The organism is Mycolicibacterium nivoides (assembly GCF_003855255.1).
Lineage (GTDB): Bacteria > Actinomycetota > Actinomycetes > Mycobacteriales > Mycobacteriaceae > Mycobacterium > Mycobacterium nivoides.
This window is the reverse complement of sequence record NZ_CP034072.1, coordinates 6,782,660-6,806,499: the sequence shown is the minus strand read 5'-3', so window position 1 is coordinate 6,806,499 and position 23,840 is coordinate 6,782,660. Positions and strand designations below refer to the sequence as shown.

The following is a 23,840-nucleotide window of genomic DNA, read 5'->3' as shown; positions in this document are numbered from 1 at the left end:
TGGCCAAGTGCCACGTCCTCGCGTCTACGACCCGGATGCGGTCCTCGACGCCGCGGAATCCCTGGCCGTGCACTCGGGACCGGCATCGGTGACCATCCGGGCCATCAGCGATGCCGTCGGGCTGTCCAACGGCGCGCTGTACCACTCGTTCGGCTCGCGGGCCGGCCTGCTCGGTCAGGTCTGGCTTCGTGCCGGGCGGCGGTTCCTGGCCCTGCAGCGTGAACTGGTCGAGGCGGCGCAACAGGGTGCCGACGGGATCGCCGCGGCCGCCTACGCTCCGGTGATCTTCGCCGAGCGCCACCCGGCCTCGGCGCGGCTACTGCTGCAGGTCCGGCGCGAGCAGGTGCTCGGCCACGATCTGCCGACCGAACTGGCCGAGCAGGCGCGTGCGCTGGAAAAGCAGTTGGTGGACTTGATGATCGAACTCGCGGTGGCTGCGTGGGACCGGCGCGACCGGGCCGCCGTGGACACCGTGACGACGTGCATCGTGGACCTGCCCACGGCCATCCTGCTGCACCGCAACCGCCTAGACGACCCCACCGCCCGCGATCACCTCAATGCGGCGGTGGCGGCTGTGCTGGCGGTGGGACCAGGCCCCAGGCATACGCCGAAACTCCCCATCAAGAAAGGAATCTCATGACCCCCACCCTCGATTACGACGGCGAGATCGCCATCCTCGACCTGGGCGACGACGAGAACCGGTTCTCCCCCGAGTTCCTCGATACGGTCGACGCACACCTCGACGCCGTCCTGGCCAAGGGCGCGCACGGTTTGGTGACCACAGCCGACAGCAAGTTCTACTCCAACGGCCTGGATCTGGATTGGCTCGGCGCCCACAGCGATCAGGGCGATTGGTATGTCGGCCGGGTGCAGGGCTTGTTGGCGCGGGTGCTGACGCTGCCGGTCCCGACGGCCGCCGCGGTGGTCGGACACGCCTTCGGCGCCGGCGCGATGCTCGCCACCGCCCACGACTTCCGGGTCATGCGTGACGACCGCGGCTTCTTCTGCTTCCCCGAGGTCGATATCCGGATCCCGTTCACCCCGGGAATGGCCGCCCTGATCCAGGCCAAGCTGACCCCACAGGCGGCGGTCGCATCCATGACCACCGGCCGCCGGTTCGGCGGCGTCGATGCCAAGGCCTATGGACTGGTCGACGCCACCGCGCCCGAAGGTTCGGTGACCACGACAGCCACCGAGCTGCTGCGCCCGTTGGCCGGCAAGGACTCCGGCACCCTGGGCGCGATCAAGCAGGGCATGTTCGGACCGGCGGTCCAAGCGCTGCACTCCGTCTAGACCCTCACGCAACCGGGCCCGATTGATCGATCGCGCTGAGATCGGGCAGCGGCTGCCGGCAGAGCCGGCCGGCCTCGTCGGCCGGCATGCCGAGCAGCACGAGCAGGTTCTGTGTCACCGTGTCCGCGGCCTGCGCGTCGTCGCGATCCGGTTCGTCGTGGAGTAGCTGGCCCAACCCGAGCAGCGCCCCTCCGACCACGGCCAGGGCCAGGCTGAAATCTGTGACGTGGAATCGGCCGGCCTCGACGGCGGCGCTGATATCGCGCCGGGCCCGCGGTGCCAGGCCCTTGTCCGAGGACAAGAGTGACAGTCCGCTGGACAGCAGTACCCGGCTTTCTTGAGGGCGCCGACGGAACATCCGCCCGGTCAGGCGGAAGCTGCAGGCGAACGCCTCGGCCGGGTCGTCGAGCGACTTGGTGTACGCGTCCAACAAGTCCGCATGCACGTCGAGCACATCGGTGAGGGCCGCTTCGAACAACTCTTCCTTGCTGTCGAAGTGGTTGTAGAACGACCCCATGCCGACGTCGGCGGCCTGGGTGATCTCCAGAACCGGCACGTTGAGCTTGCCCGCCGCGATGAATGATTGCGCCGCCGCGATCAGGGCCGCGCGGGTGCGCTGTTTGCGCCGAGCCAATCGGTTCGGCTGGTCGCCAGGCCCATCAGCCGGCTGCGTCGTCATCGCGATGGCCCCTTCCCTGCGCAGATCCTTCCGGGATTTCGCTGATTCTATCCGTCTCATCAATTCTGAGGATTTCGTCAGTACACCTTGACTGACGATCCCGGCGTATGTGACGATTTCGTCAGAATTAACGGGAGGCGGCCATGACCGACACCGCAGGCACCCATCACGACCTGCACAGCGACCAGGGCGCGCGCCGAGGCGAGCACCCGGGCCGGTGCCGCAATCCGGTGATCAAGGTGCGCGACATCGCTTGGCTGGAGTTCGAGAAGCCAGACCTCGTCCGCGCCGAGGCCTTCGCGCGGGCATTCGGCTTCGCCACGGCGGCAAAGACATCCGACCAACTGCACCTGCGTGGCACCGACGCGGGAGCACCGTGCCTGATCGTGCGCCGGGGTCCCAGGTCGAGATTCGCCGGCGTGGCCTTCGCCGCCCGCGACGAACTCGACGTGCATCGGCTGGCCGAGGCAACGGGCGCACCGACCCGCGCACTGCCCGAGTGCATCGGCGGACTCACCGTCGACCTGATCGACCCGAGCGGTGTCCCGGTCCACGTCATCGCCGGCACCCGGGACTTGGCGCCCCTGCCGGGGCAGAGCCCGCTGGTCCTGAACGTCGGACATGATCTGCGACGTACCAACGCAACCCAGCGTCCGCCGCGGGTTCCCGCCGCCGTGCGACGCCTCGGCCACGTCGTGCTGCAAAGCACCAAGTACATCGAGACGCTGAACTGGTATCTGGACAACCTCGGGATGATCGTCAGCGACTTCCAGTACTTCCCCGGCCAGCGCGACCGCGGCCCGACGATGAGCTTCATCCGCTGCGACCGCGGCGACGTACCCACCGATCACCACACGCTGGCGATGACCCTCGGCCCGCGCAACCGCTACGTGCACTCCGCCTACCAGGTGGCCGACCTCGATGCGCTGGCCGCCGGCGGCGAATACCTGCGCGAGCGCGGCTATCACCGATCGTGGGGCATCGGCCGCCACGTGCAGGGCAGCCAACTGTTCGACTACTGGCGCGACCCAGACGGCTTCCTCGTCGAACACTTCGCCGACGGCGACATGTTCGACAACACCCTCGAGCCCGGGTGGGCGCCGTTCACCGCGTCCGGGCTGGCCCAGTGGGGGCCGCCCGTCACCAAGGACTTCCTCGGGATCGCTCCCGGTCGAGAGTCGATCGACGAACTGCGCTCAATGCTCGCCGCCATCAGAGACCACGACAACGAATTCACCCTCGCCCGCCTGCGCGGCCTGCTGAAAGTAGCCAGTTCATGACCACCACCGTCCTCCGCACTGCCGACGCCTGGTACGTCCAGACCGACCGCGGCGCGGTGAAGATCGACACCTCGGCAACCACCACCGCCGAACTGCTCGGCGACCGGGCCGCCATCGAGGCGGCCACCACCGGCTCGGACTCGCTCCCGGTCGACACCCTCGACCTCGTCTCACCGGTGACCGCACCGTGCCGAGTCGTCGCCCAGATGGCCAACTTCGCATCCCACGCCAAGGACGCGGGCCTGGACCCCAAGACACTCCCACTGGCTTTCTTCCGTAAGGCATCCGGGTCGATCAACGGGCCGACCGACGACATCGTCAAGCCCGAGCACGTCAAGCTCTTGGACTACGAGGTCGAGATCGGCCTGGTCTTCGGGCGCCCACTCCCGGTCGGCACCCACCTCACCGAAGCGGATCTCCCCGACTACATCGCCGGGCTGGTGGTCACCAATGACGTGTCGGGGCGCGACGTTCAGCTGCCGAAAACCCAGTTCTACGAAGCCAAGTCGTATCCGACGTTCACGCCCGTCGGACCGGCGCTGGTGCTGCTCGATGCCGATGAGCTCAAGCGCTTCGGCGAGCTGCGCCTCCAATTGCGGGTCAACGGCGAACTTCGTCAGGACGCCAGGGTGGCCGGCGACATGATCTACCTCCCGCTGCGCGCCCTTCAGGAACTGACGCGATTCCAGCGGATGGACGTCGGTGATCTGCTCTTGACCGGCACGCCTGTCGGGACCGCGTTGAGTGCACCGCCCAAGCCGATCGAGATGATCGGCGCGCTATTGCCACCTGCACTCAAGTGGAAGGCCTTCTTCAAGGCCCAGGCCAGAAACACCAAGTACCTGCGCGACGGCGACATCGTCGAGACCAGCGTGGCAACCGACGACAAGACGATCGACCTGGGCACCCAGCGCGCGGTGGTTCGCTACGCATGACAGCGGTGCCGCACGTCCCCGTCGTCGTCATCGGGGCGGGGCCCACCGGGGTAACCGCGGCCACCCTGCTCGCGCGGTGCGGCATCGACTGCCTGGTCCTGGACCGCTGGGCGCGGGTGTATCCGCAACCGCGGGCTGTGCACCTGGACGACGAGATCTTCCGCATCGTGGCCCGTCTCGGCATCGCCGACGAGTTCGCCGCGATCTCGCGTCCCACCATGGGGCTTCGGTTGCTCGACAGCTCGATGCATGTGCTCGCCGAGTTCAGACGTGATGCCGCGCTGGGCCGCAACGGTTTTCCCCAGGCCAACATGTTCGACCAGCCCGAATTCGAGGCCGTGTTACGGACCAACCTGGCCCGCCACTCGCATGCCGCAGAATTACGCGGGGACGTCGAGGTCACCGACGTCGCCGAGGATGCCCGCGGCCGGGTCCGTGTCACCTACGCCGACCGTACCGACGGCGGCGAACATGTCGTCGAGGCGGACTACGTGCTGGGCTGCGACGGAGCCAACAGCATCGTGCGGTCCCGGATCGGCTCCCGCATGGAAGATCTCGGATTCGAGCAACGCTGGCTGGTCGTCGACGTCGCCACCACCGCCGAACTCGCCAACTGGGAGGGCGTCGATCAGGTCTGCGACCCAGAGCGGGCCGGTACGTACATGCGGATCGGCGCGACGCGCTACCGGTGGGAATTCCAACTCCAGGATGGCGAGACCGCGGCGGACTTCGCCACTCTCGACGCCCTCGGCCCACTGATTCGCCCCTGGGTCCAACACGTTTCGGGTGCCGAGCTGCGCCTGGTGCGCGTGGCCGAGTACACCTTCCGCGCCCAGCTTGCCGACCGTTGGCATCGGGGCAGGATCTTCCTGCTCGGCGACGCCGCCCATCTCACCCCGCCGTTCATCGGCCAAGGCATGGGCGCCGGACTGCGCGACGCGATGAACCTGGCCTGGAAACTCGCCGGTGTGCTGAGTGAGACCTTGCCCAGCGATGTCCTGGAAACCTATGAGCAGGAACGGAAGCCACATGCGCGGCACATGATCCGGCTGGCCCTCGCAGTCGGCCGGGCGATGACGGCAGGCGGTGAGTTCGGGAACATCATCCGTCGAATGGTGGTACCACGACTGCACTGGTTGCCGGGCCTGAGCACCAATCTCGTCGACAGCGAGACACCGGCGTTGCAACGTTCGGCGCTCGTCCGGAAGCCCAGGAGGCCCCGGCAACTGGCCGGAAAGCTCTGCCCGAATCCATTGGTGGCGGATGGGACACGGCTTGACGCCGCCCTGGGAGATGGCTTCGCCGTCATCACCCGCACCGCGCCAAGTGCCACCGAGTGCGCCCTCGCCGAGAAGCGGGGCGCCGTCGTCCATGTCGCCGCACCAGATTCCGAACTCGCGACCTGGCTGTGCCGTGGTCGCGCCGACGCGGCCATCATCCGGCCCGACCGCACCGTGATGCGCGCGGGCCGGGATCTGGCGGTTCTGTTCGACTCGCTGCCCAGTTCTTGCAGCGGCGCTATCCGGAAAGCGATTCCACCCCAATGACGCTGACACGCACCGCCATTCCCACCTACCGCTCCGACATCTACTCCACCGCGGCAATCATCGACCCCTACCCGCACTACGCCCGGCTCCGGGCACTCGGCCCCGTGGTGCGACTCACCCGGCATCGGGTCTATGCGATCCCCCGCTACGCCGAATGCAAGGCGATCCTGCGCGACGACAAGACCTTCATCTCCGGCGACGGGGTCGGGCTGAACCCGATTCCGAATACCTTGTCCAGGGGCACCACCCTCACCAGCGACGGCGCGACACACGACGCGCGCCGTAAGCTCGTCGCCCACCGTCTGCTCCCGCGGGCGCTGCGCGCGATGGCCGACGACATCGACCGACGGGCCGCCGACATCGTCGACCGGGCTGTCGCGAAGGGTTCGGTGGACGGTATCGACGACCTCGCATCGGCGCTACCGCTGGCCATCGTCCCCGACCTGGTCGGCTGGCCGCGGGACCAACGAGCCGACCTGATGGCCTGGGGCGGAGCCACTTTTGACCTGCTCGGGCCCCTCAACCGGCGGGCTGCGCGGGCCATCCCGGACTCCGCGAGGATGCTGCGCTTCGCCCGCCGCGTCGTCAACAACCGCGCCGTCCTCGACGGCAGCCTCGGACACGACCTCCTGCTCGCTGCCGACAACGGTGAACTCTCCGACGCCGACTGCGCATCGCTGATGATCGACTACATCGTCCCGTCGCTGGACACCACCATCAGCGCGATCGCCAACGCGGTACACCTGCTGGCCACCCACCCCGAACAGTTCGAGCTACTCAAGAGTCAGCCCGAGCTACTCCCGAATGCGGTCAACGAGATCATCCGGTATTCGTCTCCGCTGCGCGCGTTCACCCGAAAGGCACGCCACGACATCGAGATCGGCGGTGCCACCGTGCCGGGCGGCGCGAGGGTGCTGGTGATCTACGCATCCGCGAACCGTGACGAACTCGAATGGGCGGACCCAGACGCGTTCGACATCCGCAACGACGCGGGCCGTCAGCTCGGCTTCGGCAATGGCGCCCACGCCTGCGCCGGGCAGGGGCTGGCGCGCCTGGAGACCCAGGCGATGCTGCGCGCACTCATCGAGCGGGTGGACCGCATCGAACTGACGGCAACCCCAGTCTGGGCGCTCAACAACATCATCCGGCGGCATTCATCGCTGCCGGTCAAGCTGACCCCTGCCTGACCCCGTCGCCGACGGGGTCAGCGGTACAGGTCAGTTGCCCCAGCCGCGCTGGCCGTCCCAGCCACCGCAGATGCCGTTGAGGCAGCCGTGGCCCCAGCCACCCTGGGCCGGGTTCCAGCCGCCACAGCCGTTCCAGCCGGGCCCGCTGTCACAGCCACCGCCACCGCCGGCGTCACCGCCGCCGCTGGGCTGAGCACTGATTGTCGTTGTCGAAGCAGGTGCGTCGGTGATGAGAGCGGCGGCAGGTCCTGCTGCAATCACCGCTGCGGCTCCCGCTACGAACACTGACCCCAAGAGTTTTCGTATGGTTAGCATGACTCCATATTCCTCTCCTGTGAGCCTCCTGCCAAGTGATGTGATCAAGCCCGCGTGTAGCGCAGCATTGTCACACCAGCCCCAGCAGACGCAGCAGGGTAATCGCAGAACACAGGTTTCACCCGCATACCGACGCTGAGATCCTCCGGTGCGACGTCCACGATCTCGGTGGAGAACCGTGGCCCCTCATCCCATTCCACGATCGCCGGCATTTGCGGAACCGCGTCGGCGAAGTGCGGGCCCACCGGGCGGCGCGCCACGGTGAACGAGTAGAGCGTGCCCATTCCCGAGATCTCCCGCCATTCGAGGTCAGCGGCCAGGGTCCGGGGCGCCAATACGCGGGGGTAGAACACGTAGGCCTGCGTCGACGGCGAGTACTGGATGACGATGCGATGCTGTGCCAACGCATCCCAGAACGGTGCGCTGGTAGGGGTTTTCACCGGCATCGGCCGGGCGAATCCGGTCATCGGTCTCAGTCGCCTTCCAGGATCAGAGTGGTTTGCTCGGACAGGATGCCCCCGTTGCCCGACACGAACGCGCGGTTGCACTCGGCGACCTGGGCCGCGCCGGCGCGGCCCATGATCTGGCGCGTGGCATCGCAAACGTGATGCATGCCGCCGGCCAAACCTGCTTGCCCGAAACCGAGTTGGCCGCCGGCGGTGTTCAGCGGGAAATCGCCGCGGAAAGTGAGGTCATGATCGGAGATGAACGACATCCCCTTACCCTTCTCGCAGAACCCGGCGTCCTCCAGGCTGAGCAGCACCGTGATGGTGTAGCAGTCGTAGATCGACACCATGTCCATCTGATCGCGGGTCAGCCCCGTCATTCCGAACGCGGTATCAGCCGCCTTGCGAATCGGGGTGTCCAGCAAGTCCTCGGCGTACGTGGGTGTCTTGAAGGGCACGTGCTCACCAAAACCCTTGACCCACACCGGCCGGTTGCGGGCCCGGGCGGCGACTTCGGCGCTGGCCACGACGACGGCGGCCCCGCCGACGCACGGCATCACGATCTCCAGCATGTGCAGCGGATCGGCGATCACCGGGCTGGCCAGCACATCCTCGACGCTCAGCGGAGTGTCTTTCCAGATGGCACCGTCGGTGTGGTTGGCGTTGACCCGCTGGTCCACCACGATCTTGGCCATCGCCCGCTCGTCGTAGCCGTACTCGTAGGCGTAGCGCTGGGCGACCTGCCCGTAGGGGCCGTTCTGGCCGAGGTTGCCGTAGGGAATCTCGAATTCGGCCTGCGGCGAACCGAATTGGTTGCTCGACGAACCGAAGAACACCGCGTCGGTCAGCGTCTTCGGCTTCAATTCCGAGCTCGGGGTGATGTAACGGGCAGGTAGGGCGCACAGCACCACGTCGCACAGGCCGAGTTCGATCGCGGCGGCCGCCCGCCACACCATGCCCGCCGCACTGGCCCCGCCGAGGTCGAGCAACTCGGCGAAGTTAGCTCGTACGCCCAGGTATTCGGCCACTGTGGACGGGACGAAGATCTCCGACTCACCCAGGTGCGAGGTGACGATGCCATCGACCTGCTCGGCCGACAGGCCGGCGTCCTCCAAAGCGGCGGCGGCCAGCAGGGCCCACTGTTCCAGGGTGAACGGTGCCGGACCCGCCCTATTCATCTTCTCCGGCGGCAGTTCGACGTAGCCGACGATCGCGGCCTCGCCCCGTAGTCCCCTGCGCGATCCCAATGTCGTCTCCTTACTTTCGGGGCAGACCCAGAATCATCTGGGCGATGATGTTGAGCTGGATCTCGGTGGTGCCGCCGCCGATCAGTTCGGCAGGCAGATCCAGGTACGGCGCCACCACGGCGGGTTGGCTGTCCTGTTCCAGGGCCAGTGGTCCGGTGAGACCCAGGGTGAGCTCTGCCGCCCGGCGCAACATCACGTTGGTGGCCACCTTGGCGATGCTGGACGCCGGCCCCGGGGCCTGCCCGTCGAGCAGACGCAGGGTCTCCCGCACCCCAAGCGCCTTGAGAGCGTTTGTGTAGGCGTCGATCTCGCCGATGGCGTGCAACACCGGATCGGGGTCGGAGCTCGCCGCGCACGTGCGGAGCAAATTCGGATTCGCGACGAGTTCGCGCAGTGCGCCCATCCGGTCGATGTTGACGTAGCCGCTGATCGCGACCCGCTCGTGAGCCATGGTGCTGATGGCCAACTGCCAGCCCGACGCCGGTTCGCCCAGCACCATGTCATCGGGAATGAAAACGTCGGTGAGGAACACCTCGTTGAACTCGGCCCGCCCGCTGGACTGGGTGATCTGCCGGAACTCGACACCGGGTGAACGCATGTCGAGAATGAAGTAACCGATGCCCCGGTGTTTGGGAGCGTCCGGATCGGTACGCGCCAGCAGCGCGCCGAAATCGGCTCGATGCGCCAGCGACGTCCAGATCTTGTGTCCGTTGATCTGCCATCCACCCTCGACGCGCACGGCCCGGGTACTCAGGGACGCCAGGTCGGACCCCGCACCAGGTTCACTGAACAGCTGGCACCAGGACAGTTCCCCACGCAGCGTGGCGGGCACGAAACGTTCTTGCAGTTCCGGGGATCCGGCCGCCATGACGCTGGGCAGAATCCATTCGGCAATGCCGACCGACGGCCGCACCAGGCCGGATCGCTTACCGAACTCCTCGTCCACGATGAGCTGCTGGCGCACGGTCGCGTCGCATCCCCAGGGCGGGGGCCAGTGCGGGGCGATCAGCCCGGCATCGGCCAGTAGTTCACGCCGCGCGCCGGTCGCGAACTCCGGATAGTCCCCCTGTCGTCCGAAACCGTTGTCGGACAAAGTGAGTGCATGGTCCAGGATTTCGCCGACCCGGGCCCGGAAATCGGCGTCGGACTCGCCGAGGTTCACCGTCACGTCCCGCGTGGCGGTCGCCGACAGCTCGCCGAGGTCGCGGGTCCAGCGCGACACCGGGCCGATCGAGGCGGCCAGGCTGATGGCCCGGCGCCAGTAGAGGTGCAGGTCGTGTTCCCATGTGAATCCGATCGCTCCGAGCATGGTCAGCGCCTCGAGCACCAGGCCGGGAACCGGCATGACCGCTCTCACCGCGGCCGAGCAGACGGTCAGCCGGTGCTGGTCGGTGTCCGTCGAGCCGCCGAGGGCGCGCACCGCATCCCAGGCCGCCGCGGTCGCCAACGCGCTGTTCACCAGCAGCATCGCCGCCTTGTGCTGCAACGCCTGGAACGTCCCGATCGGCTTGCCGAATTGTTCACGCGTGCGTAGATGTTCGGTGACGGCGTCCACACACCACTGGGTGATGCCGGTGGCCACCGAGGCGGTGAACGCAACGGTCAGCCCGGTGACCAGACCGGTGTCCAACCCGGTCAGCACCGCAGTGGCCGGCACCGCGTGATCGTGCAGGTGCAGCAGACCCAGATCCGTGGTCAGGTCGGTTCCGCGGCGGGAGTCGACCTGCCCCTCAGCAGGACTCAACGCCGCCCATCGCAGCGCACCGCCCTCGTCGGCGAAAGGCACCACGACGCGCTGCGCCGAGCACATGCCCAGGGTCAGCCCGGTCGAACCGGCGAGGCGCCAGCCATCCCCGTCACGGCGGCCCGCGATGCCGGACTGCTCGCTGGACACCACGACGGCGGTGGCACCTGCGGCGATCTCCTTGAGCAAAAGCTCGGCATCGGAGCCCTGCAGCGAGGCCAGGGCGGCCCCGGCGACCGCCGTGGTGAGCAGCGGACCCGGCAGCAGCGTCGATCCCGCGGCCTCCAGCACGCAGGCCATGTCTTCCAGCCCGCCGCCCTGCCCACCCACCGCTTCGGGCAGGTGCACGGCATGAAAGCCGTTGTCCACCAGTGCGCTCCACCAGGACGGCAGTCGCCCTGCGGCCAGGTCGTCGAGTCCTGCCCGGGTCACGTCGATCGGTGCGTGCCGTCCCGCGAACTGCTCGACGGCCTGGCTCAGCTGTTGCTGTTCGGGTGTCAGTGCGATGGAGATGTGGGTGGTCATGCGCGCCGCCTGGATGCGAAGGGACTGGAGGTGAAGAATCGTGCGCCCTCGGCGATGGCCTCGGTCGTCGGTCCCGGTTGCCATCCGAGTTCGCGGACCGCCTTGCCGTGATCCATCGGCGACATCACATGCATCAGCCGCACGGTCAGCGGGCTGAGCTGGTTCTCCTTCTTGCGCAGCCGGGCCAAGGGATCGACCACCGCGCCGGCCGCTGCCAGCAGCCGGATCGGGACCCCGCGCCGAGGCGCCTCGACACCGACAGCCGCACAGGCGGTTCGGTAGATCTCCCGGGCGGTCATGAAACGCTCGGACACGATGTAGCGCTCACCGACCCGGCCTCGCTCGCCGGCCAGGATCAACGCCTCGGCGGCATCGGCGATGCCGACGGTCTCGGCGGCCGCGCCGTCGACGTAGAACGGCATCCTGCCGCGCACCGCGGCAGCGACCAGGCCCCCGTGCGGTGTCGGCAGCCAGTCGCCGGGGCCGTAGGTGTTGGACACACACATCGCCACCGCGGGCAATCCGTGCTCACGCGCGTACCGCAGCACCATCTGTTCGGCGAGCACCCTGGTGTGCACGTAGTCACCGCCCACGTCGAGCCAGTTGTGTGGCAGATCCTCAGTGGCAAGGCCGGATTCGGCGATGCCGATGGTGGCGATCGAGCTGGTGAAGACGAACTTGCTCAGCCCCGCCTCGACCGCGACATCCAGGACCTCTTGCAGCCCTTCGATGTTGGTCCTCCACAGCGGGGCCGGGTCGCTCAGCCACGCCCGGGCGTCGACGACGCAGTAGTACACGACGTCACAGTCGTCCATCGCGGCACGCACGGAGTCGGCGTCGAAGATGTCGCCGTAGACCCGCTCCACGTCGAGGTCGTCTATCCCACGGGTGGAACTGGTGCTGCGGATGAGCACCCGTACGTCCTCTCCACGCTCCACCAGCCGCCTGGCGACATGCGAACCGAGGAATCCGCTGGCCCCGATGACCAGTTTCTTTGTTGCCATGCGCCCTTGCGTCCGTCGTTCTCCGGTATTCACGAGACGCTACGTCTCGTCTTGTGGGAGACTACGGTGGGTAGCTTGCCGTGTAAAGATCCGTTCAGAGGACCGACGAGGACGTACCGATGATCCCCACTACCGATGAGGTGACGCCTCCGCGGCGACGCAGCGAGAAGTCGCGAGTGGCCATCATCGAGGCCACCCGCGCACTACTGCTGGAGCGGGGCTTCGACGGGCTGAGCATCGAGGCCGTCGCCGCACGAGCCGGGGTCGGCAAGCAGACCATCTACCGCTGGTGGCCGAGCCGGCCCGCACTGGTCGCCGATGTCCTCTTGGAGGACGCCGACAAGATTCTGGCCACCATGCCGCACACCGACGATGTCACCGCGGACCTGGCCTCCTGGGCCGGAACCCTGGCCTCGGCCCTGACCACGAAGCGCGGCAATGCCATGCTGCGCATTCTGACGGCGGCCTCACTCGAGCACGAGGACACCGCCGCACGATTGCGTGCGGGCTTCAGCCGCCCGCTGGTCGATTCCGTGCGCGACCGGCTGCTGGCCGATCACATCGACGCCGACCTGGCATCAGCCGCGGCCGACGCCCTGCTCGGCGGTGTGGTCTATCCGGTCCTGTCGGAGGGGCGGAACTACTCCCGGCAACGCGCCGAAGGTCTGGCCCGCATCATCGTCGCGAGCCTGCACAGCCAGACCGGCTGAACGCAGGCGCGTTACGACCGGGGAAGGGCCCCCGGGGCACGCACCACCATCGGCACGGCGGGAAAGTACGTCGCCATCTCGGAGCGACACTTACGCAGGGCGGCGGTGCCGTAGCCGCGCTTACGGAAGTCCGGGTGGATCCAGATCCGGACGTTGACCTCGCCGTGGCTCAGTTCGCCGAACACCATGCCGACCTTCTGGTCGCCCTCCAACGCCACGAACCAGGCAGCCTCTTCGGCGTCCACCCGGCCCAGCGCCGCGCGGATCTCGTCGTCGACATCGGCCGCGGGCGCACCCGACCCGTCGCCGGAAGCACCGACGTCGGTGGTCCGGGCGACGAAGATGTCGCGGTCGGTTTCGGCGGCGAACGGCCGCAGATCCAGGGATTCACCCGAGGCCGCCGGACGCTCCAACACCGTGAAGCTGAGCTGGGAGTTGAGGTCGTCGAGCTCGGCCGCGATGGCGCGCCGCGAGTCCTTGGTGATCTGCGCGAACGACAACCCCACCACGGCTTCGGCGGCGGCGTGCGAGGTGCCGAGCAGACCAGCAACCGCTTCGATGGCCGCCGGGCGATCGTCGGCGTCCACGATCACGTCGAGCACTTCGTGGCGCCGGTTGAGGGCGTTGAGCAGAGCGTCGGCAATTTCGCGCCGGGCCGCGGCTTTGTCGTGATCGGTCATACCGCGAGAGTAGATCAGCAGTGTGCGGTCTGTGCAGAGCAATCGTCAGCTCAGCGTCGGTCCATTTCGCACGCCATCTCCGACCACTCGAAATAGACCAACCTCGATCCGCACTCAAGGGGATGGCCGCCAGGAGCCGGACCGGCGGCGGGCGCTGGTGATACTGGTCGACCCTGCCCATGAGCCCGAACCCAGCACGGCACTCCCGCAACGCCTGTACCACCTGACCCGTACCGAGGCCGACATCGCACTGCGCGTCGCCCACGGCGCCGGCCCCAAACACGTCGCCGACGGTGGCCTGAGTTCAGCCGATCAACTCCTGCCCCAGATAACCGTCGGGTGTCCGCACCCCGCCGGGCACCACGAACACCGACGACCCGATGGCCGTGGTCCACTGGTTGAGCGCATCGAACTTGGCGAGGCGGCGCTGCACCGGCAGGAACTGCTCGTCGATATCGCGTTGGAAGGTCGCGAAGATCAACCCGGTGTTCGAGGCCTGACCAGGTCCCGGCGGATCGTCGTAGTTGTAGGGCCTGCGCAGAAAGCGTTCCCGCGTGCCGCGATGGTGCGCCAGCGCGACGTGCGAGTTCTGCGGAATGACCGGAATTCCGTTGTGCATCAAGGAGAAGTCCGGTTCGTCCGCCTCACGGCTACCGGTCAGTGGCGCCCCGGAATCCAGGGTCCGGCCGACGGTGAACTCCTTGCTCTGACGGTCCAGCTCGTCCCAGGTGTCCAGGTGCATGGCGATCCGCCGGATGACCATCAGCGTGCCGCCGGCCAGACCCGGGTGCACCGGGCCGGACATCCAGACCAGATCATCGAAGTCGGCGGCGGTGAGGTTCGCGGTGCCGTCGACCTGTCCCATCAGATTGCGCATGGTGGTGCCGCTCGCGTCGGCGCCGCGGGCATTGCGGAACCCGGCCTGCCGCCAGCGCGGGGTCGCCATGGACCGGACGTTCTTGGTCAGCACGCGGTTGGCGTGGGCCACCGTCACCGGATCGTCGGCACAGATCTGCAGCACCAGATCACCGCCGGACCATCTGTCTTCGAGCCGGTCCACGTCGAACACCGGCAGCTCACGGGCCGACCGCGGCCGGGATCCCGCCGGTCCGATCCGGTCGAACAACTCGACTCCCAGGCCGACGGTGATCGTCAACCTGGCTGGGCGGGTGGCGAGTTCGGGTTCGGTGTCGGCCAGCGCAGGAGCGCCGCGGGTCAGGCGGGCGGCGTCGGCCGTCCACAATCGCAGGATCGCGGCGACGGTTTCCCGTTCCGTGCGGCGTGCGTCGGCCTTTGCGCCTTCGTTCAGATCGAATGCCACGAACAGCCCGTGCGACTGCGGCGCGGTGGCGATCCCGCCCTGGTGCGGTCCGTGGAACGGCTCTACATCGACACCGAAACCGCTTTGCACAGTGGCGGAATGGGCCGCGCCGGACTGATTCAGCACCGCGCCGCCGGCCAGCGCGGCAGCGCCCCCGGTGAGGAGACGCCTCCGGCTGACCGCGAGGCGGGACGGCTCAGCCATGTCCGCGCGGGGATGGGGGCTGATAGTTCTCGTTACCGCCGGCGAAATCCCGCACCTGGGCCGTGACCGGCAATGACGACCCGTCGTCGAACATCAGCGAGACCGGAACGTCGGCGCCGGGCTGCAGTGGCGCCTTCAGGTCCATCAACATCAGGTGATCCCCGCCGGGGACCAGTTCATGGGTGCCACCGGCCGCGATGGTGAGACCACCTTCCTTGGGCCGCATGGTTTTCGACCCGCCGCCATCGCTGACCACCTCGTGCACTTCCACCATGCCTGCAGCCGGGGAGGTCGCCGACACGATGCGCACATCATGGTGGCCGGTGTTCTTGAGCGTGCCGAAGACAGCGGTCATCCCGGTATCAGCGGCGCTGGCCCATTGCTCACTGACCTGCACCGTCTCGGCCATCTTCTCGTCGTGATGTTGCTCGGTGCAGGCGCCCAGTCCTACCGCCAACGCCAGCGCGGTCCCCGTCAGAACAGCTGCGACCTTAGACATTTGATCTTTCCTTCCACCACGCCACAGCGACATCGACCAGCAGAAAAGCCACCAGACTCAACCCGAACAGCGGGAGGGACCACCCGATGACGGCCGCGACGGCGACGATCGCCACGCTGCCCCAAGGCGGCAACTGCCGCAGCGCCCCGCGCAGCGGCGCGCGGCCCACGGCCCAGGCCGAACCGCGCGTGGGCCTGCGCTGCCACCACATTCGGTAGCCGCGCACGATGACGGTGATCAGTCCAACCATGGCGATCGCCAGCACGATCTGGTTGGCAATGCCGAACAGCAGGCCCATATGGGCATCGATCGTCCAGTCCGTGAGCTTGGCCAGCAAGGGCCACTGCGCCAGGTTCACCCGATCGGTCACCGCCCCGGTTTCAGGGTCGACCGCGATCGCGTCGGCACGGGTGGGCCAATCACGTTTGCGCTCGGCAACTTTCCAGGCCTCACCGGCTTCGGCAGGCGGGTACAGCCACATCGGGCCACGCAGTCCGGCCTGCTCGGCGGCCCGCAGCACGGTATCGGCGCCGCGCAACTCGGCCTGGCCGCCGTGCTGCCCGTGGTGTGCCGCCTCAGGCACCGGGGCCCCGGACAACGAGGTGTCCACGGCAGGCGCCGTGGTGTTCAGCCGTGCCTGAATGCCGTTGACCGTCTCCCCCGCGTAACGCGACCAGGTGATGCCCGACACCGACAGCGCCAACAGGACCGCCACGATCCACACGCCCACCGCGCCGTGCCAGGACAGCGTGCGTCGACGGCCCGAGGCCGTCCGGTCGGGCAGAACCAGATCGCGCACCGTTCGGTTCTCCCGGCGCCGCATGACCCACAGGGCCAGCCCGGCCAGTGCGATCACCCACATCCAGCTGGCGGCCAGCTCGCTGTAGTTGCGGCCGAACGCCCCGAGATGCAGGTTGCGGTGCAGCTCGTCGAACCAGGCCCGCATCGGCATCCACTGCCCGTAGGTGGTCAGCGCCCCGCGCACCTCGCCGGTGTAGGGGTCGACGAACACCGTGCGCGAGTAGTCCGGCGGAACGTCCTTGAATTCCGGCCCCACCAGCAGGCTGATCTGGGTGGTCTCGTCGGGGGCTGCGGGCGGGCGGATGCTCTCCACCGTGCCTTCGGGATGGGCATGGCGCGCCGCGGCCAGCTGATCGGCCAGCGGCAGCCGTTCGGTCCCGACCTGCGCGACCGTCAGCTCGTGTCGGTAGACGAAGGTGTCGATCTGCGGGATCAGCGCGTAGAGCAGACCGGTGACGGCCGCGATCAGGATGAACGGACCGACGAATACGCCGGCGTAGAAGTGCAGCCGCACCAGAAGGGGACGGACGGAGTTGGACTTGACGGGAGGAGGGGATGCGTCCCGTAGTTGATCGTCAGGGGTGATGGTCATGGAAATGCCTTCGCGGAAAAGATCTTGAGAACACCGGAACAGTGCGCGCGGGCGCACAAACGGGTAACAGCCCGTCAGTTCGACGGGCTCAGAATGAAGGGGTGGGCGTCAGCCGCCCATGCCGGACACCGCTGGCGGCGCTCGCATCCCCAGGCCGGCGTGCAGCAGAACAGGCCGCGCCACAACCACATTCGAAGGCCACCAGAGCTCACGCACCAACGGGCGGATCCGGGCGGTGGCGAAGATCCGCAACCAGGACAGCACCGAGGCGCCGACCACGAACAGGTACTCGGCCATGCCGATCACCAGCCCGAGACCCACCGCGGCCGCGGCGTGCATCCCGATCATGGGTGCGGTGAGAAGCGATGCCGCGTGATGGTGCCCACCGGACATCGCCAGTGCGAAGTGACCGAGTAGCTGTCCGGCGCCCAGGCCCGCGATGAGCAGGCCGGTCTTGACCGGGCGCGTCTGCGGGTTCAGGCCACCGACGGCGGCACCGAGCGCCGCGCACAGCAGCAACAGCACGATCAGCGGGCTGCTCGTCGGGGTCATCCCGCCGGCCGCGGTGTGCGCGACCGTTGCGGTGAGTGCCGAGCACGCGCCGACCAGACCACCGCGCAGACGCGCGGCATGCTTGGCTGAGGTGCTCACCTGCGGAACCTTACCGTGCGGCCTGAGCTGGGCTTCCGGCGTCGGGCCCTAGAGTTGGCGCAGTGGGTGGCCGGGCATATGAGCAGTACGACGTGATCGCAGACGAGTACGCCCGGACGTTCGCCGGCGAGTTCGAATCCCGCCCCTTCGATCGCGCTGTCCTGCGGTCCTTCGCAGACCTGGCAGTGCGGTCCGGCGGCACGAGAGCCCTCGATGCGGGATGCGGGCCCGGGGAGGCCGCCGCCGAGCTTGCCGACTGCGGTCTGCGGACCGAGGGGGTCGACGGCTCGGCCGCGATGATCGCCCTCGCCAGGCAACAGTGGCCGGAGGTGCGGTTTCACACCGCCGACATGTTCGACCTCCCGTATGAGGCGGGGACCTTCGATGCGGTGTGCGCCTGGTACTCGATCATCCACACCCCCGCCGAGGCACTGCCCGAGCTGTTCTCCGCGTTCCGCCGGGTCCTGACCGATCCGGGCTGGTTGCTGTTGGGATTCCAGACCGACGGCGAGACGGCGGTCTACGACCACGCGTTCGGCCGGGACGTGGCGCTGACGTTCCTGCGACACGACGTCACCGCGGTATCCGCGGCGCTGGAGGCATCGGGCTTCACCGTGTACGCGACGACCAAGCGGGCGCGTCAGGCGCAACTGGATGAACCCACGGCCCAGGCCATGGTCATCGCGCACACGTCGTAACCAGGCCGGTGCGCAGTCGGTTGCACCGCGAGCGACCCCAAAATGTCGCTGTTTCGCGGCGTGTTGCGTACAGACACGGTCGGTCGCGGTGCAAGGTTCAGTCTTGACTTATATAAGTCACAGCTTTTACTCTGGGTCACGTGCACGCCTTCGACATCCTCGGAGACCCGGTGCGCAGGCGGATCCTCGAGCTCATCCAGACGGGTGAGATGTCATCCGGTGCCATCACCGACGTGATCCGAGCCGAGTTCGAGATCAGCCAGCCCGCGGTCTCACAACACCTCAAGGTGTTGCGGGACAACGGTTTCGCCAGCGTGCGGGCAGAAGGCACCCGCCGGCTGTACAGCGTCGACACCGCGCCGCTGCGCGAGGTCGACCAGTGGCTGGAGCGGTTCCGGCACAACTGGACACCGCATCTGGATGCCCTGGCAACCGAGATCGCGCGCGGCAAACGTGAACGAAGAAGAACGACGAACAAGGAGGCTTCCCCGTGATCGACGTCCAACACCAGCTCAACGCAGTCCGGCGCAGCGTGGGCCGCAAGACGTTCGAGGCCCGTGAAGCGCGCGTCGTGAGCGTCAGCCAGACCTACGACACCGACGCCGCCGATCTGTGGGATGCCTGCACCAGCATCGAACGGATCCCCCGCTGGTTCCTGCCGGTCACGGGCGACCTGCAGCTGGGAGGCCGTTTCCAGCTGGAAGGGAACGCGTCCGGCGAGGTGCTGAGCTGCGATCCGCCGCGGTCGTTCACCACCACATGGGAGGCCATGGGGGCGACCAGCTGGGTGGAGGTCACCATCACGGCCGCGGGTGAGGACCGGGCCACCTTCACGCTGGACCACATCATGCACTCCGGTGACGACGACGAGTTCTGGCTGCAGTTCGGACCGGGAGCGGTCGGAGTCGGTTGGGACTCGGCACTTCTCGGTCTGGCCGGATACCTCAGTGGCGGTGAGCGCATCACGCCGGAGGAGGGCGCGGCCTGGGCGGCCGGCGAGGAGGGCCGCGGCTTCATGACCACGGCGAGTGAACTCTGGTACCAGGCGGACCTGGCGGCCGGCGAGGATCCGGCACAGGCCCGCGCTGCGGCAGATCGCACCGCCGAGGCCTACACCGCGAGCTGACCTGGGCCGACGCGACGCGATGGGGCCCCACCATGCCGCCGCCGTACCCTGTCGTTGTGCCCGACCTCCATCCGAACCTGACCGTGCTGGCTCCGCTGCTCGGTACCTGGGCCGGTCCCGGCGCCGGTGAGTATCCGACGATCGAATCGTTCGAGTACCTCGAAGAGATCACCTTCGGCCACGTCGGCAAACCGTTCCTGACCTACAGCCAGCGCACCAGGGCACGTGACGACGGCCGGCCGCTGCACGCCGAGACCGGATACCTCCGGGTCCCGGCACCCGGCCGGGTCGAGTGGGTTCTCGCGCATCCCACCGGCATCACCGAGATCCAGGAGGGCACGGTGCGCGCCGTCGACGGACGCATCGACCTGGAGCTGGCCGCGACCACCATCGGGCTGACCGCGTCAGCCAAAAATGTTGCGGCACTGTCGCGTTCCGTCCAGGTCGTCGGAGACCAACTGACGTACAACCTGCGGATGGGCGCCGTCGGACAGCCACTCCAGCACCACCTTTCCGCGACCCTGACCAGGAAGAGCGAATGAGCCAACAAGCGCCGACCGGCAAGATCGCCCTCCCCTCCGACCTGGACGCCGTCACCGACATCGGCGACGAGGACCATTCGGAGATCGACCCGGCGGCCGTCGAGCGGATCTGGGAATCCGTCCGGTACTGGTACGGATCCGGCCTGCACCCGGCCATCCAGGTGTGCTTGCGGCGCAACGGAAAAACCGTGCTGAACCGCGCGATCGGGCACGGCTGGGGCAACGGCCCTGACGATGCGCCGGACGCCGAAAAGATCCCCGTCACGACCGCGACCCCGTTCTGCGTCTACTCGGCGGCCAAGGCGATCAGTACGACCGTGGTCCACATGCTCGTCGAGCAGGGACACTTTTCCCTCGACGACCGGGTCTGCGACTACCTGCCCAGCTACACCAGCCACGGCAAGGACCGCACCACGATCCGGCACGTGATCACCCACAGCGCCGGCGTGCCGATCCACACCGGACCGCGACCTGACGTCACCCGCGTGGACGACAGCGAGTACACCCGTGAGCAACTCGCCCTGCTCAAACCGGTCTACCGGCCCGGCCTCGTGCACATCTATCACGGCCTGACCTGGGGTCCGCTGGTCCGTGAGATCGTCTCGGCAGCCACGGGCCGCAACATCCGCGACATCCTGGCCGACGAGATTCTCGACCCGCTGGGGTTCCGGTGGACCAATTACGGCGTTGCCGCAGAAGAGGTTCCGCTGGTGGCACCCAGCCACGTCACGGGCAAGCCGTTGCCCGCGCCGATCGCCGCGGCGTTCCGGGCCGCAGTGGGCGGGACGCTGGACCGCATCATCCCGCTCAGCAACACCCCATTGTTCCTGACCAGTGTCATCCCGTCGTCGACCACCGTATCCAACGCCGACGAGCTGTCGCGGTTCGCCGAAATCCTGCGCCGCGGAGGAGAACTCGACGGAGTCCGGATCATGAAACCGGAGACGTTGCAGGCCGCGACGGCGCCGTGCCGGCGCATGCGCCCGGACGTGGCGACCGGCCTCAAGCCGATGCGCTGGGGCACCGGCTACATGCTCGGCGGGAAGCGTTTCGGGCCGTTCGGCCGCAACACCCCTTCGGCATTCGGGCACACCGGGTTGGTCGACATCGCGGTGTGGGCCGACCCGCAACGCAGCCTGTCGGCGGCGATCGTCAGCAGTGGCAAGCCCGGGGCACACCGGGAGGCCAACCGCTATCCCGCGGTGCTGGACCGGATCGCGGCCGAGATTCCGGTCGGCTGAGTCAGCGCAGCTTCTCCCCGTACGCCCGTTCGACGGTCAGCCGCATCAGCACCCGGCGATCGGACACCATCACCGACCGGTACTCATCCCAATCCGGGTGCTCACCCGCTGCGCGGCGGTAGTAGTCGACCAGCGCCTCGACCTCGGGGCCATGCGGATCGGTACCCGGGCCGGTCAACGTCACCGGCCCTTCGGCGGTGGCCCAGGCCCAGCCGTCGGCGCTGGTCACCTCCAGCGCCGCGCGGGGATCGCGGCGCAGGTTGACCGTCTTGGCGCGGCCTTCGGTCATCGAGACGTAGATGACGCCGGCGGCCCGGTCGTAGAACGGTGTCACCGGTGACAGTTGCGGGATCCCGGAGGCCTTGATGGTGGCCAACACGCCCAACCGGGCCTCGGCCAAGAGTTCGTGCGGATCGAACGGGTTAGATGAGGTGGCGGTCACATGTGTGCGCAACCTCCGACCGCACGCCCGCTATTCCAGGAGCCTGCCGATGCCCGACGAACCGCTCCGCGACGATCTCGCCGAACTGCTGCGCCGAAGGGCGTTGACGCAGGATGCGGGCCGGCCCGACGCGGTCGCGCGCCGGCACGCGGCAGGGGGCCGCACCGCCCGGGAGAACATCGCAGACCTGGTCGACGATGGATCGTTCGTCGAGTACGGGCGGTTCGCGATCGCGGCTCAGCGGCAACGTCGCGCCCTCGACGATCTCATCGAACGCACGCCCGCCGACGGTCTGCTGGCCGGAACCGCACGGATCGGCGGCGCGGCGTGTGCGGTGCTGTCCTACGACTACACCGTGCTGGCCGGCACCCAGGGCGCTCTGGGCCACCGCAAGAAGGACCGGCTGTTCGAGATCATCGAACGGCTGAAACTACCGACGGTGTTCTTCGCCGAGGGTGGTGGCGGACGCCCCGGCGACACCGACATTCCGACGGTCTCGTCCCTGGAGATCCGCGCATTCGCGTTGTGGGCTGGGTTGTCTGGCGTGGTGCCACGGATCGCCGTGGTCAAGGGCAGGTGTTTCGCGGGCAATGCGGTGATCGCCGGTGCGGCCGACCTGATCGTCGCCACCCAGGACAGCTCCATCGGGATGGGTGGGCCCGCGATGATCGCCGGCGGCGGCCTCGGGGATGTCGCGCCCGACGACGTCGGCCCGATCTCGGTGCAGGCGCCCAACGGTGTGGTCGATGTCGTGGTGGCCGACGAGGCGGAGGCGGTCGCGACCACCCGGACCTTGATGGGCTACTTCACCGGGCCGACCGAACCCGGCCCCGTTGCCGGCCAAACCGTCCTGCGCACAATGGTTCCCGAACGCGCCCGGCGCGCCTACCCGGTCGCGCCGATCATCGAGACGCTCGCCGACACCGGCTCGGTCACCGTCCTGCGGGAGAAGTTCGCCCCGGAGATGGTGACGGCCCTGGCCCGCATCGACGGCAGGCCGGTGGGCATCATCGCCAACAACACGATGGTGATGGCCGGTGCCATCACGGCCGCGGCGTCCGACAAGGCCGCCCGGTTCCTGCAGCTGTGCAACGCCTTCGGCCTGCCGGTCGTCTCCCTGGTCGACTGCCCCGGCTACATGGTCGGCCCGGCGGCAGAGGCCGAAGCCCTGGTGCGGCGCGGTTCACGGCTGCTGGTCGCCGGAGCGGCGCTCACGGTGCCACTGGTCGCGGTGATCCTGCGGCGGGGTTACGGCCTTGGGGCACAGGCGATGTGCGGGGGCAGCCTGCACGAGCCCCTGCTCACGGTGGCCTGGCCCGGTGCTCACCTGGGCCCGATGGGCCTGGAGGGAGCGGTCCGCCTGGGCCTGCGGAAGGAATTGGAGGCCATCGCCGACGACGACGAACGCGAGCAGGCCGTGCGGGCCGCCACCGCGGCGGCCGAGCAGAACGCGCGGGCACTCAACTCCGCCTCGCTGTTCGAGATCGACGACGTCATCGACCCGGCGGAGACCCGGGGGTTGATCGCCGCCACGCTGGCCGCGGCCGCGGTGCACGAGCGTCCCGCGGCCCGGTCACGGTTCGTCGACACCTGGTGACGTTCACAGCTCCAGGTACATGATGTGCAACCCGACCAGGCCCTGGGTCCGGGACCGGTAGGCCTTCGGCACGGTGCCGATGATCCGGAAGCCCAGGTCCTGCCAGAGCGCCACGGCCCGTACGTTCGTCTCCACCACCGCATTGAACTGGATTGCCCGGTAACCGTTTTCCCGGTGCCAATCGATCACCCACCGCGCCATGGCCCGCCCGGTGCCGCGCGCCGACGACGCCGGATCGACCATGAAACTCGCGGTGCCGACATGATCACCGCGGCCGGGCTTGTTGGGCCCCATCCGCGCGGTGCCGACGATGGCCCCGTCGACCACGGCGACGATGGTGTGACCGGGTGCGGGAGCCGGCCAGAGTTCTTGGATCTGCCCGTCGGTCAGGTCATCGGGGTACGTGTAGCTTTCGCCGTCGGCGACGATGGCCCGGAAGAACGGCGCGATGTCGGCTATGTCATCGGCCCTGGCGGTACGGATCTCCACGTCCCGACCATACGGCCGGACCGTTGACTACACGCTGTAGTAGAC

General features: G+C 68.1%; 26 protein-coding genes. 13 read left to right on the top strand and 13 right to left on the bottom strand.

Annotation, left to right across the window (positions count from 1 at the left end; translation table 11 throughout):
• Positions 1-7 precede the first annotated feature (7 nt).
• Both EH231_RS33190 and EH231_RS33185 read left to right on the top strand, forming a co-directional pair.
• Positions 8-640 (top strand): TetR/AcrR family transcriptional regulator, encoded by a 633-nt coding sequence (locus EH231_RS33190; RefSeq protein WP_090429698.1) that lies wholly within the window; start codon positions 8-10, stop codon positions 638-640.
• On the top strand, positions 637-1,293 hold the full coding sequence (locus EH231_RS33185; protein ID WP_090429696.1) for an enoyl-CoA hydratase-related protein: 657 nt from the start codon (positions 637-639) through the stop codon (positions 1,291-1,293). The genes EH231_RS33190 and EH231_RS33185 overlap by 4 nt, the downstream gene beginning before the upstream one ends.
• Positions 1,294-1,297: 4 nt before the next feature.
• Here the strand turns inward: EH231_RS33185 and EH231_RS33180 are convergent, their stop codons facing one another.
• Positions 1,298-1,972, bottom strand: coding sequence for a TetR/AcrR family transcriptional regulator (locus tag EH231_RS33180; RefSeq protein ID WP_090429694.1), 675 nt, complete (start codon positions 1,970-1,972; stop codon positions 1,298-1,300).
• A gap of 143 nt (positions 1,973-2,115) precedes the next feature.
• Between EH231_RS33180 and EH231_RS33175 the strand changes: the two genes are divergently transcribed.
• The 4 genes from EH231_RS33175 to EH231_RS33160 are packed head-to-tail and all read left to right on the top strand — an operon-like array spanning position 2,116 to position 6,921.
• A complete protein-coding gene (locus EH231_RS33175) occupies positions 2,116-3,252 on the top strand; it encodes a VOC family protein (protein ID WP_090429692.1) in 1,137 nt (378 codons plus the stop codon).
• Positions 3,249-4,187: a fumarylacetoacetate hydrolase family protein gene (locus tag EH231_RS33170; protein WP_090429690.1), complete on the top strand. Its 939-nt coding sequence runs from the start codon at positions 3,249-3,251 to the stop codon at positions 4,185-4,187. Before EH231_RS33175 ends, EH231_RS33170 begins: the two co-directional genes overlap by 4 nt.
• Positions 4,184-5,734, top strand: a complete 1,551-nt coding sequence (gene mhpA, locus EH231_RS33165; protein WP_124714101.1) for a bifunctional 3-(3-hydroxy-phenyl)propionate/3-hydroxycinnamic acid hydroxylase MhpA — start codon at positions 4,184-4,186, stop codon at positions 5,732-5,734. Before EH231_RS33170 ends, mhpA begins: the two co-directional genes overlap by 4 nt.
• Positions 5,731-6,921 carry a cytochrome P450 gene (locus tag EH231_RS33160; protein WP_090429686.1) on the top strand — a complete coding sequence of 397 codons (1,191 nt, stop codon included), beginning with the start codon at positions 5,731-5,733 and terminating at the stop codon, positions 6,919-6,921. Before mhpA ends, EH231_RS33160 begins: the two co-directional genes overlap by 4 nt.
• Positions 6,922-6,951: 30 nt before the next feature.
• Here the strand turns inward: EH231_RS33160 and EH231_RS33155 are convergent, their stop codons facing one another.
• From EH231_RS33155 to EH231_RS33135, 5 genes are all read right to left on the bottom strand, one after another.
• The gene (locus EH231_RS33155; protein WP_170856345.1) at positions 6,952-7,236 is read right to left on the bottom strand and encodes a hypothetical protein; all 285 of its coding nucleotides are present in this window, start codon (positions 7,234-7,236) and stop codon (positions 6,952-6,954) included.
• 44 nt (positions 7,237-7,280) lie between these two features.
• Positions 7,281-7,703 carry a Zn-ribbon domain-containing OB-fold protein gene (locus EH231_RS33150; protein WP_090429682.1) on the bottom strand — a complete coding sequence of 141 codons (423 nt, stop codon included), beginning with the start codon at positions 7,701-7,703 and terminating at the stop codon, positions 7,281-7,283.
• 5 nt (positions 7,704-7,708) lie between these two features.
• Positions 7,709-8,860, bottom strand: coding sequence for a thiolase family protein (locus EH231_RS33145; protein ID WP_164481291.1), 1,152 nt, complete (start codon positions 8,858-8,860; stop codon positions 7,709-7,711).
• Positions 8,861-8,939: 79 nt separating this feature from the next.
• Positions 8,940-11,198, bottom strand: coding sequence for an acyl-CoA dehydrogenase family protein (locus EH231_RS33140; protein ID WP_124714100.1), 2,259 nt, complete (start codon positions 11,196-11,198; stop codon positions 8,940-8,942).
• Positions 11,195-12,202: an NAD-dependent epimerase/dehydratase family protein gene (locus EH231_RS33135; RefSeq protein WP_124714099.1), complete on the bottom strand. Its 1,008-nt coding sequence runs from the start codon at positions 12,200-12,202 to the stop codon at positions 11,195-11,197. The genes EH231_RS33140 and EH231_RS33135 overlap by 4 nt, the downstream gene beginning before the upstream one ends.
• Positions 12,203-12,321: 119 nt before the next feature.
• Here EH231_RS33135 and EH231_RS33130 point away from each other — a divergent pair, with 119 nt between their 5' ends.
• The gene (locus EH231_RS33130; RefSeq protein WP_090429674.1) at positions 12,322-12,912 is read left to right on the top strand and encodes a TetR/AcrR family transcriptional regulator; all 591 of its coding nucleotides are present in this window, start codon (positions 12,322-12,324) and stop codon (positions 12,910-12,912) included.
• 11 nt (positions 12,913-12,923) lie between these two features.
• Here EH231_RS33130 and EH231_RS33125 read toward each other — a convergent pair whose 3' ends face one another.
• From EH231_RS33125 to EH231_RS33100, 5 genes are all read right to left on the bottom strand, one after another.
• Entirely contained in the window at positions 12,924-13,592 is a 669-nt protein-coding gene (locus EH231_RS33125; protein ID WP_090429672.1) for a GNAT family N-acetyltransferase, read from the bottom strand.
• A gap of 304 nt (positions 13,593-13,896) precedes the next feature.
• Positions 13,897-15,117, bottom strand: a complete 1,221-nt coding sequence (locus EH231_RS33115; protein ID WP_124714098.1) for a Dyp-type peroxidase — start codon at positions 15,115-15,117, stop codon at positions 13,897-13,899.
• Positions 15,110-15,616, bottom strand: coding sequence for a copper chaperone PCu(A)C (locus EH231_RS33110; RefSeq protein ID WP_090429668.1), 507 nt, complete (start codon positions 15,614-15,616; stop codon positions 15,110-15,112). Before EH231_RS33110 ends, EH231_RS33115 begins: the two co-directional genes overlap by 8 nt.
• Positions 15,609-17,009, bottom strand: coding sequence for a PepSY-associated TM helix domain-containing protein (locus EH231_RS33105; RefSeq protein WP_124714097.1), 1,401 nt, complete (start codon positions 17,007-17,009; stop codon positions 15,609-15,611). Before EH231_RS33105 ends, EH231_RS33110 begins: the two co-directional genes overlap by 8 nt.
• Before the next feature lie 108 nt (positions 17,010-17,117).
• Complete coding sequence (locus tag EH231_RS33100) at positions 17,118-17,660, bottom strand: hypothetical protein (protein ID WP_124714096.1); 543 nt, start codon at positions 17,658-17,660, stop codon at positions 17,118-17,120.
• A 62-nt stretch (positions 17,661-17,722) separates the two neighbouring features.
• Between EH231_RS33100 and EH231_RS33095 the strand changes: the two genes are divergently transcribed.
• The 5 genes from EH231_RS33095 to lipE all read left to right on the top strand — a co-directional run bounded on the left by EH231_RS33095 (position 17,723) and on the right by lipE (position 21,267).
• Positions 17,723-18,358 (top strand): class I SAM-dependent DNA methyltransferase, encoded by a 636-nt coding sequence (locus EH231_RS33095; protein ID WP_124714095.1) that lies wholly within the window; start codon positions 17,723-17,725, stop codon positions 18,356-18,358.
• A gap of 140 nt (positions 18,359-18,498) precedes the next feature.
• Positions 18,499-18,852 (top strand): ArsR/SmtB family transcription factor, encoded by a 354-nt coding sequence (locus EH231_RS33090; protein ID WP_090429662.1) that lies wholly within the window; start codon positions 18,499-18,501, stop codon positions 18,850-18,852.
• Entirely contained in the window at positions 18,849-19,484 is a 636-nt protein-coding gene (locus EH231_RS33085) for an SRPBCC family protein (RefSeq protein ID WP_124714094.1), read from the top strand. Before EH231_RS33090 ends, EH231_RS33085 begins: the two co-directional genes overlap by 4 nt.
• A gap of 32 nt (positions 19,485-19,516) precedes the next feature.
• The gene (locus EH231_RS33080) at positions 19,517-20,026 is read left to right on the top strand and encodes a peroxynitrite isomerase (RefSeq protein WP_420891946.1); all 510 of its coding nucleotides are present in this window, start codon (positions 19,517-19,519) and stop codon (positions 20,024-20,026) included.
• Positions 20,023-21,267, top strand: coding sequence for a lipase LipE (gene lipE / locus EH231_RS33075; protein ID WP_090429657.1), 1,245 nt, complete (start codon positions 20,023-20,025; stop codon positions 21,265-21,267). Before EH231_RS33080 ends, lipE begins: the two co-directional genes overlap by 4 nt.
• A gap of 1 nt (position 21,268) precedes the next feature.
• Here lipE and EH231_RS33070 read toward each other — a convergent pair whose 3' ends face one another.
• Positions 21,269-21,709, bottom strand: coding sequence for a PPOX class F420-dependent oxidoreductase (locus EH231_RS33070; RefSeq protein ID WP_090429655.1), 441 nt, complete (start codon positions 21,707-21,709; stop codon positions 21,269-21,271).
• A gap of 49 nt (positions 21,710-21,758) precedes the next feature.
• On the opposite strand from EH231_RS33070, the gene EH231_RS33065 reads away from it, so the two are divergent.
• A complete protein-coding gene (locus EH231_RS33065) occupies positions 21,759-23,306 on the top strand; it encodes an acyl-CoA carboxylase subunit beta (RefSeq protein ID WP_090429653.1) in 1,548 nt (515 codons plus the stop codon).
• Positions 23,307-23,309: 3 nt separating this feature from the next.
• Here the strand turns inward: EH231_RS33065 and EH231_RS33060 are convergent, their stop codons facing one another.
• Positions 23,310-23,795, bottom strand: coding sequence for a GNAT family N-acetyltransferase (locus EH231_RS33060; protein WP_090429651.1), 486 nt, complete (start codon positions 23,793-23,795; stop codon positions 23,310-23,312).
• Between the last annotated feature and the right edge of the window lie 45 nt (positions 23,796-23,840).